The sequence below is a fragment of the Mycobacterium sp. UM_Kg1 genome, assembly GCF_000972925.1.
GTDB classification, from domain to species: Bacteria; Actinomycetota; Actinomycetes; order Mycobacteriales; family Mycobacteriaceae; genus Mycobacterium; species Mycobacterium hiberniae.
In genome coordinates this window covers 1-8,356 of sequence record NZ_JRMK01000148.1, presented here as the reverse complement: position 1 = coordinate 8,356, position 8,356 = coordinate 1, and the positions used below count along the sequence as shown (strand labels likewise).

At 68.6% G+C, this 8,356-nt stretch carries 9 protein-coding genes; 6 read left to right on the top strand and 3 right to left on the bottom strand.

Annotated elements, in window-relative coordinates:
* The 3 genes from LI92_RS17750 to LI92_RS17740 all read right to left on the bottom strand — a co-directional run.
* Window positions 1-1,501, bottom strand: a 1,501-nt coding sequence (locus LI92_RS17750) for an ABC transporter permease (protein ID WP_286135176.1), incomplete at its 3' end; no start/stop codon positions are given.
* On the bottom strand, window positions 1,483-2,256 hold the full coding sequence (locus LI92_RS17745; protein WP_286135175.1) for an ABC transporter ATP-binding protein: 774 nt from the start codon (window positions 2,254-2,256) through the stop codon (window positions 1,483-1,485). The genes LI92_RS17745 and LI92_RS17750, both read right to left, overlap by 19 nt.
* A 222-nt stretch (window positions 2,257-2,478) precedes the next feature.
* Window positions 2,479-3,273, bottom strand: a complete 795-nt coding sequence (locus tag LI92_RS17740) for a DUF3109 family protein (RefSeq protein WP_046321214.1) — start codon at window positions 3,271-3,273, stop codon at window positions 2,479-2,481.
* 71 nt (window positions 3,274-3,344) lie between these two features.
* Between LI92_RS17740 and LI92_RS17735 the strand changes: the two genes are divergently transcribed.
* The 6 genes from LI92_RS17735 to LI92_RS17710 all read left to right on the top strand — a co-directional run.
* The gene (locus LI92_RS17735) at window positions 3,345-4,331 is read left to right on the top strand and encodes a Ppx/GppA family phosphatase (RefSeq protein WP_046321212.1); all 987 of its coding nucleotides are present in this window, start codon (window positions 3,345-3,347) and stop codon (window positions 4,329-4,331) included.
* On the top strand, window positions 4,328-5,308 hold the full coding sequence (locus tag LI92_RS17730) for an Rv0497 family membrane protein (protein WP_046321210.1): 981 nt from the start codon (window positions 4,328-4,330) through the stop codon (window positions 5,306-5,308). The genes LI92_RS17735 and LI92_RS17730 overlap by 4 nt, the downstream gene beginning before the upstream one ends.
* A gap of 17 nt (window positions 5,309-5,325) precedes the next feature.
* The gene (locus tag LI92_RS17725) at window positions 5,326-6,168 is read left to right on the top strand and encodes a sugar phosphate isomerase/epimerase family protein (protein WP_046321209.1); all 843 of its coding nucleotides are present in this window, start codon (window positions 5,326-5,328) and stop codon (window positions 6,166-6,168) included.
* Between the two features lie 40 nt (window positions 6,169-6,208).
* On the top strand, window positions 6,209-7,036 hold the full coding sequence (locus tag LI92_RS17720) for a thioesterase family protein (protein ID WP_046321207.1): 828 nt from the start codon (window positions 6,209-6,211) through the stop codon (window positions 7,034-7,036).
* A 69-nt stretch (window positions 7,037-7,105) separates the two neighbouring features.
* The gene (gene proC / locus LI92_RS17715) at window positions 7,106-7,966 is read left to right on the top strand and encodes a pyrroline-5-carboxylate reductase (protein ID WP_046321206.1); all 861 of its coding nucleotides are present in this window, start codon (window positions 7,106-7,108) and stop codon (window positions 7,964-7,966) included.
* A 138-nt stretch (window positions 7,967-8,104) separates the two neighbouring features.
* Window positions 8,105-8,356, top strand: a 252-nt coding sequence (locus LI92_RS17710) for a helix-turn-helix domain-containing protein (RefSeq protein WP_152665536.1), incomplete at its 3' end; no start/stop codon positions are given.

Here is an 8,356-nt window from a genome sequence, read left to right as displayed (position 1 = left end):
ATGTGTATAAGAGACAGACCACGGGCACTGCGATGGCTCCGGAGATGGCCGCGGTGCGGGACCGGTCCGAGCGCAGGGCATTGAGCGCGATGGTCAACGTCGCTCCGTGCGACCGGTCCGGTTTCGGCCGCAGGCTGGTGATCGCCTGCGCGCTCAGGTATGCGGTGGCCAGCAGCAGGCCGATGAGCGCGACGACCGCGCCGGCGTCGGCGATGACGGCCTGCCAGGCCATCAGCGCGCCGGACAGCGTCGCCAGCCGCGCCGCGATCACCCCGGTGAGGCCGATCGCCAGCAGCAGCAGCGCCTTGAACCAGATCTTGCGCTGAGTGGTCTGTTCCTGCGCCGCCCGTCCGGACAACTCGGCCGCGATGGGCGTGTTGGACGCCGAGACCGCGGGGCCGATCGCGGCCCCGACCGCCAGGAAGACGCCGGCCAGCACGCCGACGATCAGGATGGCCGGCTTGAGGATCACCGGGACGGTGACGCCGACGAAACGTTCGGTCAGTTCACTGGCGCTGGCCACGATGGGTTCGGAGATCACGATCCCGGTCAGCACACCCATCGCCGAGCCCACGGCTCCCAACAGGGCGGCCTCACTGAGGAAGCCGGTCATGATCGACGCCGGTGAGGCGCCCAGCGCGGAGGCGATCGCGATCTCGCGGCGCCGCTCCTCGACCGAGAGCCGGGTGATCTGGGTGATCAGGATGACTCCGACGCCGATCGAGATCAGGGCGAAGATACCCAGCAGCGGCAGCAGAACGTCGTTGACGTTGTAACCCCGCGCGGGCTCGCTGCGGGGCTGCACGCTGTAGGTGGGACCGAGGGTGGTCTTCAACCGCTGCTGGACCTCGCCGGCATCGGCGTCTTTGTCCAGGGTCACGTACAGCATGTCCACCCGGTCGCCGCGGGCGAACTGCACCTTCGCCATGCTCAGCGGCAGCACCGCGACCAGGCCGTTGTTGACCTCGTCGAGGTCGGACACCCGCTGGAACTTCTCCAGCGACAACTGTCCGACGTCGGTGACCAGGGCTGCGGAGTCGTCCAGGGTGTCCCCCAACGACTTCGAGATCGCCGGCGGCGGCTCCTGCTGTCCGGCCTGGCAGACCTTGGGGTCGACGATCCACTGCGCCGAGCAGTCCACGCCCAGACCCAGGCCGAAACTGTCCTTGCCGTCGTTGCGGATCATCGTCACGCCGCGGATGACGGGCACCACGGCCGTTACCCCGGGCACGGCCCGGGAGTCTTCGACGACGGCGGGACTGATGCCGCCGCGGGTGGCCGCGCCGATCACCCGCAGGGGTGCGGGCCCGGCGATCTGATAGCCGACGTCCTCGACGGCCTTGGAGACGCTGGTGACCTCGATCATGACGGCCACCACGACGGCGACGCCGCCGCCGAGCGAGAATGCGGCCAGCGCCGCCCGGAACGCGTGTTTACGAACAGCGCGGAAGTTGATTATCCGGAGCAGTCCGAATGTCGCGGCTAATGTTCCGCGAGCCATGTCACATTATTTGCCGCGTGAGCCATTCCGCTGTCGGTCTCGATTTCACCGTCGAGTAGGGATACGAGACGCGGAGCGTCGTCAGCTATTTTTCGATCGTGAGTCACCAGAACAATTGTCTGGCCGGCTGCATTCAGGTTGTACAAGGCGTCGATGACGCGTTGCCCATTTACGGTGTCCAGGTTGCCGGTCGGCTCATCGGCGAGAATCACGTCGGGTTTCATGAAAAGTGCCCGCGCGACCGCGACCCGCTGTTGCTCCCCGCCGGACAATTCCGACGGGACGCGCTTGGACTTGGCCGCCAGGCCGACCTGCTCGAGCAGGCTCATCGCATGGGCGTGCTGCGAACGGCCCGATTTGCCCGCCAACAGGCCCGGGAGCATCACGTTCTCGACCACCGACAGTCCCGCCAGAAGATTGAAGGCCTGGAAGACGTAACCGAGCGTCTGGCATCGCACGGCGGCCAATTGCCGGCGCGAGAGCTGTGAGACGCACTGGCCGTTGATCAGGACATCACCGCTGGTGGGCGTGTCCAGCAGCCCCAGAATGCTCAACAAGGTGGACTTGCCCGAGCCGGACGGCCCGACCATGGCGACGAATTCTCCGCGCGTTATCTGGATATCGATGTTGCGCAAAATCGGTGTCGCGGTATCGCCCTGACCGAACTGCTTGTTGAGTTTTCGCGCTTCGAGGACCACGGGAGGCCTAAGAACGGCCGACGGCGTGTGTCCGTTCCGGGCGAGCTCCATATCCATGGTGTGCATCTCGGTCCTGATCATGAATCTCCGGCGGGCTCGTAATACCACGATGATGCCCGCGTTGGGCGCGTTTTCTCAATTCGTTACGCACTCCGCGAAGTTGGTGCGCTACGCGGCGTTGCGGCTGATCATAGGCGACGCGGGTCGCTGCCGAAAATCGTTCGGCGCGCGACCGCGGTGCCCACCCGCGGCTGAGCGGGAACCCGCTGCCCGTCGCGCTCAGCTGGGCGGCGCGGCCCGGGTGGCGGGGTGCACGGCCACCAGGCCCAGTTCGTTGCGCCGCTGGCAGATCGCCGCCAATTCGGCGTAGGCCTTGGCGCCCAGCAGCTCGGTCAGCTCGGGCGCCAGGCTCTGCCAGACCTGCCGGGTGCCGATGTGGGTCGCCGGGTCGCCGGTGCAGTACCAGTTCAGGTCCTCGCCGCCAGGACCCCACCCGCGCCGGTCGAACTCGGTGATCGTGGTCTTGAGGATCTCGGTGTCGTCGGGGCGGGTCACCCATTCCTGGCTGCGGCGGATCGGCAGCTGCCAGCAGACCTCGGGCTTCATCGTCAGGGGCTCCACGCCCAACCGGACGGCCTTGATGTGCAGGGCACAGCCCGCTCCGCCGGCGAAGCCGGGCCGGTTCAGGAAGATGCAGGCACCCTTGACGGTTCGGGTGCGCAGCTGCTCCTCGCCGTCGTTCTCGTCGTATTCCAGATAGCCCTTGCGGCCCAGGCCCTTGTCGCGCAGCTGCCAGTCGGCATCAGTGAGCTTGGCCACGGCGTCATCGAGGTTGGCCCGGTCGTCGTCGTCGCACAGGAACGCGCCGTGCGAGCAGCACCCGTCGTCGGGGCGGCCGGCCAGGATGCCCCGGCAGGCGGGGGTCCCGAAGACGCAGGTCCAGCGGGACAGCAGCCAGGTCAGGTCGGCGGCGATCAGGTGCTCGGGGTTGTCGGGGTCGTAGAACTCCACCCACTCGCGGGGGAAGTCCAGACCGACCTCCCCGGGGTGGGAGCGAGGCTGCTCGAGGGTCACGAAACTCCACGCTAGACCAGAAATTCACGTTGCCTCACATCGTCTGGGCCTCGCACCACTAAGTTGGTTGGGTGCGATTAGGGGTGCTCGACGTCGGCAGCAACACCGTCCACCTGCTGGTGGTCGATGCCCACCGTGGTGGCCACCCGACGCCCATGAGCTCCACCAAGGCCACGTTGCGCCTGGCTGAGGCGACGGACAACTCCGGCAAGATCACCCGGCGCGGTGCCGACAAGCTGGTCTCCACGGTCGGTGAATTCGCCACAATCGCAGCGAGTTCGGGTTGTGCGGAGCTGGTGGCGTTCGCCACCTCCGCGGTGCGCGACGCGTCCAACTCCGAGGACGTGCTGGCCCGGGTACGGGCTGAGGCGGGGGTGGAACTGCAGGTGCTGGCCGGCGAGGACGAGTCCCGGCTGACGTTCCTGGCGGTGCGGCGCTGGTTCGGCTGGAGCGCCGGGCGGATCAACAACCTCGACATCGGCGGCGGTTCCCTGGAGATGTCCAGCGGTGTCGACGAGGAGCCGGACGTGGCGCTGTCGCTGCCGTTGGGCGCCGGACGGCTCACCCGGGAGTGGCTGACCGAGGACCCCCCCGGCCGGCGCCGGGTGGCGATGCTGCGCGACTGGCTGGACACCGAGCTGGCGCCCGCGGCCGCGGCCGTGCTGGACGCCGGTCCGCCCGATCTTGCGGTAGCCAGCTCCAAGACATTTCGTTCGCTGGCCCGGCTCACCGGCGCTGCTCCCTCGGCGGCCGGGCCGCGGGTACGGCGCACATTGACCGCCACCGGCCTTAGGCAGCTCATATCATTCATCTCTAGGATGACCACGGCTGATCGGGCCGAATTGGAAGGGGTGAGCGCCGAGCGGGCGCCACAGATCGTGGCGGGCGCGCTGGTGGCGGAAGCGAGCATGCGAGCGCTGTCGATCGAAACTGTGGAGATTTGCCCGTGGGCGCTGCGGGAAGGCTTGATCCTGCGCCGACTCGACAGTGAAGCCGACGGCGTCACTCTCTTCGGATCCCCTTCGATGGGGCTGGCCCGCCAGGGAGGGGACCGATGACTGGACCCAAGCCCGACCCGCGCGACGTGGAGACGCGGCCGATCTCGGTTGCCGAACTGCTCGCCAAGAACGGCACCATCGGTTCGCCGCCGGTGTCCGGACGGCGCCGCCGCAGGCGCGGCAACGCCGACGCCGTCACGGTGGCGGAGCTGACCGGCGAGATCCCGATCATCCGGGACACGGCCCCACCCGAGACCGAAGCCGGCGCGCCGAGCGGTGCGCTGCCCCTCGGCCCGGCACCCGGCTTCGTCGAGGACGACCGACCCCCGACCGGTCCGCGGCCGGCGCAGCGGGTCGAACAACCCGCCCGGCGGCCCGTGGCCGAGCCGCGCTGGCCCAAGTCGCCGCCACAGCTGCCGCGGGAGTCCGGCCGTCCCGAGCAGAGCGAGTATCCCCGGCCACTGCGCCGGCTGGACCCCGTAGCCACACCGGACGGTCCGCCGGCCGAGATTCGGCCGACGGGCTCGGGCGCCGAGGGGATGCGGCCCGACCCGGTCGACACCTACACCGACATCGCCGTCGACGTGATGGACGCCGACGTCCGCGACGCGGACCTGCCGAGCGGGGACTCCGCATTCGTCCGGTCGTTTTTGAGCAAGGGCGCCTCCGCCGGCCGCGCGGTGCAACCTGCCCGGGAAACCGACGAGGGCGCCGACGAAGCCACGGTGGCAGCGCAGGCCGCCGCGGGCGAGGAGGCGGCCGAGGACTACGCAGGGCGGCCTGGCCTGGTGGGCGCCGCGCTGGTGGTGCTGCAGTCGATCCTGGCGGTGGCCTTCGGGGGCGGCCTGTTCATCGCTTTCGACCAGCTATGGCAGTGGAACAGCATCGTGGCCCTGGTGCTCACCGTCCTGGTCACGCTGGGCCTGGTGGCGGCGGTGCAGGTGGTCCGCAAGACCTCCGACATCGTCAGCACCTTGATCGCCGTCGCGGTCGGGTTGCTGGTCACATTGGGGCCGCTGGCACTGCACGCCAATTAGCCGTTCAGTATTAAGTCGTGCGCCCCGCCATCAAAGTCGGATTGTCCACCGCATCGGTCTACCCCCTGCGGACCGAGGCGGCCTTCGAATACGCGGCCCGGCTCGGCTACGACGGCGTCGAACTGATGGTGTGGGGAGAGTCGGTCAGCCAGGACATCGGAGCCGTCCGGCGACTGTCCCGCAAGTATCAGGTGCCCGTGCTGTCGGTGCACGCGCCGTGCCTGTTGATCTCCCAACGGGTTTGGGGCTCCAACCCGATACCCAAGCTGGAACGCAGCGTCCGGGCAGCCGAAGAGCTCGACGCCCAAACGGTCGTGGTGCATCCGCCGTTTCGCTGGCAGCGGCGCTACGCCGAGGGCTTCAGCGATCAGGTTGCGGAATTGGAGTCCGGCAGCGGCGTGGCGATCGCGGTGGAGAACATGTTCCCCTTCCGGGCGGACCGGTTCTTCGGCGCCGACCAATCCCGCGAACGGATGCGGCGCCGTGGCGGCGGACCCGGAGCGGGTATCTCGGCATTCGCGCCGTCCCACGACCCCCTCGACGGAAACCACGCGCACTTCACCCTGGACCTCTCCCACACCGCAACCGCAGGAGCCGACGGGCTGGAGATGGCCCAACGGATGGGTTCGGGGCTGACGCATCTGCACCTGTGCGACGGCACCGGCCTGCCGGCCGACGAGCATCTGGTGCCCGGACGCGGCGACCAGCCGGTCGCCGAAGTGTGCCAACTGTTGGCCGCCAGCGACTTCACCGGCCACGTGGTGCTGGAGGTGACGACCTCGCAGGCACGCTCGCCGCAGGAGCGCGAGGCGCTGCTGACCGAGTCGCTGCAGTTCGCCCGGACGCACCTGCTGCGCTGAGCAACACCAGACGTTCGCCGAGAACCCAGGGAGGCCCCGCGTGACCTCGTCCACGCTGTTCACCGACGCTATGGCCTTGGAGCCGATAGCCGATCACCGCGGCGACGATGTCGCAGTGTTCGCCGGTGCGCTCAACGAACACTGGACCATCGGCCCCAAGGTTCACGGCGGAGCGATGCTGGCGTTGTGCGCCAAGGCCGCCCGCACCGCGCACGGCGGGGGACTACAGCCCGTTGCGGTGTCCGCCAGCTATCTGTGGGCCCCCGACCCCGGTCCGATGCAGTTGGTGGCGACGATCCGCAAGCGCGGCCGCCGCGTCAGCCTCGTCGACGTCGAACTCAATCAGGGGGAGCGCACCGCGGTGCGCGCGGTCATCACACTCAGCGAGCCCGAGCACGAGGCGCCGCCGCTGCTGTCGTTCAACCCGGTGGTGCCGCTGATGACACCGGAACCGCCGCCCGGGCTGCAGCCGATCGGTCCCGGACACCCGATGGAGCACATCGTGCACCTGGCCCACGGCTGCGACATCCGCCCGGCGCTGACCACGCTCGGCCCACGCTCCGACGGCGGCCCGCCGGTGATCGAGATGTGGGTGCGACCCAAGGGCACCGCGCCCGATGTGCTGTTCGCACTGCTGTGCGGGGACGTGTCGGCGCCGGTGACCTACGCCGTCAATCGCACCGGATGGGCGCCCACCGTGCAGCTCACCGCCTACCTGCGGGCCGTCCCGGCCGACGGGTGGCTGCGGGTGATCTGCAGCTGCGTGCAGATCGGTCAGGACTGGTTCGACGAGGACCACACCGTCGTCGACTGCAAGGGCCGAATCGTGGTGCAGTCGCGTCAGCTGGCGATGGTGCCCGCGCGGTAACTCTTGCGGGCGACCCGCCGCGCTCGGCTCCGCCGCGCTTGCGATCGCCCGGTCTGACATGCTGTCGCCATGGCCAGAATCGCGATCATCGGTGGCGGCAACATGGGCGAGGCAATGCTGGCGGGGCTGCTGGCCGCCGGACGCCCGGTCAAGGACCTGGTGGTCGCCGAACGGTACGGCGACCGGGCCCGGCAGCTGGCGGAGAAGTACTCGGTGTTGGTGACCTCGGTCGCCGACGCGGTGGAGAACGCCGCCATCGTGATCGTCGCGGTGAAGCCGCAGGACGTCGACTCGGTGGTCGAGGAGTACGCCAAGAACGTCACCGCCGCGTCCGGGGACAGCGCCGAGCAGGTGCTGGTCACGCTTGTGGCCGGTCTCACCACGGAATACGTGGAATCCAAGCTGCCTGCGGGCGCCGCGGTGGTGCGGGTGATGCCCAACACTCCGGTGAAGGTCGGTGTCGGGGCCAGTGCGCTGGCCCGGGGACGCTTCCCCACCAACGAACAGGTCAAAGAGGTAGCCGCCCTGTTCGAGTGCGTGGGGACGGTGGCGATCGTTCCGGAAGATCAGATGGATGCGGTGACCGCGGTGTCGGGTTCGGGGCCGGCCTACTTCTTCTTGATGGTCGAGGCGCTGGTCGACGCCGGAGTCGCAGCCGGGCTGAGCCGGCAGGTGGCCACCGATCTGGCCGTGCAGACGATGGCGGGAAGCGCGCAGATGCTGCTGGAGGAGCGCGGCGCCGACGACGGGCAGTCGGGTGGGGGTCTGGACACCACCCCGGCGCACCTGAGAGCGATGGTGACTTCGCCTGGGGGGACCACGGCGGCGGCGTTGCGGGAGCTCGAGGCCGGTGGCCTGCGGACCTCGGTGGATCGGGCGGTTCAGGCCGCAAAAACACGCTCTGAGCAGCTAAGAATTACATCAGAGTAATTCACTTATTTTTCACATATTGGCTCTCACTAGTCGCAGGAACCCCATCTGTCCCGCTATTCTCCTCTTGTCTGTGCGTGTGGGTGCAGCGGAGGGGAAGCCGCTGGGACTGCACGTGCCTGATTGAAATGGGTAACGATGACGTCTGCGAACGGGCCTTCGGCACGTGACTCGGCTGGCAGGGCGGCACGCGATGCCGGCTCTGCGGAGTCGGGTCGAACACAGTTCCTCACCGTGGCCGAGGTGGCCGCGTTGATGCGGGTCAGCAAGATGACGGTGTACCGCCTGGTGCACAACGGCGAGCTGCCCGCGGTACGGGTGGGACGGTCTTTCCGGGTGCACGCCAAGGCGGTGCACGACCTGCTGGAGACCTGTCTCTTATACACATCT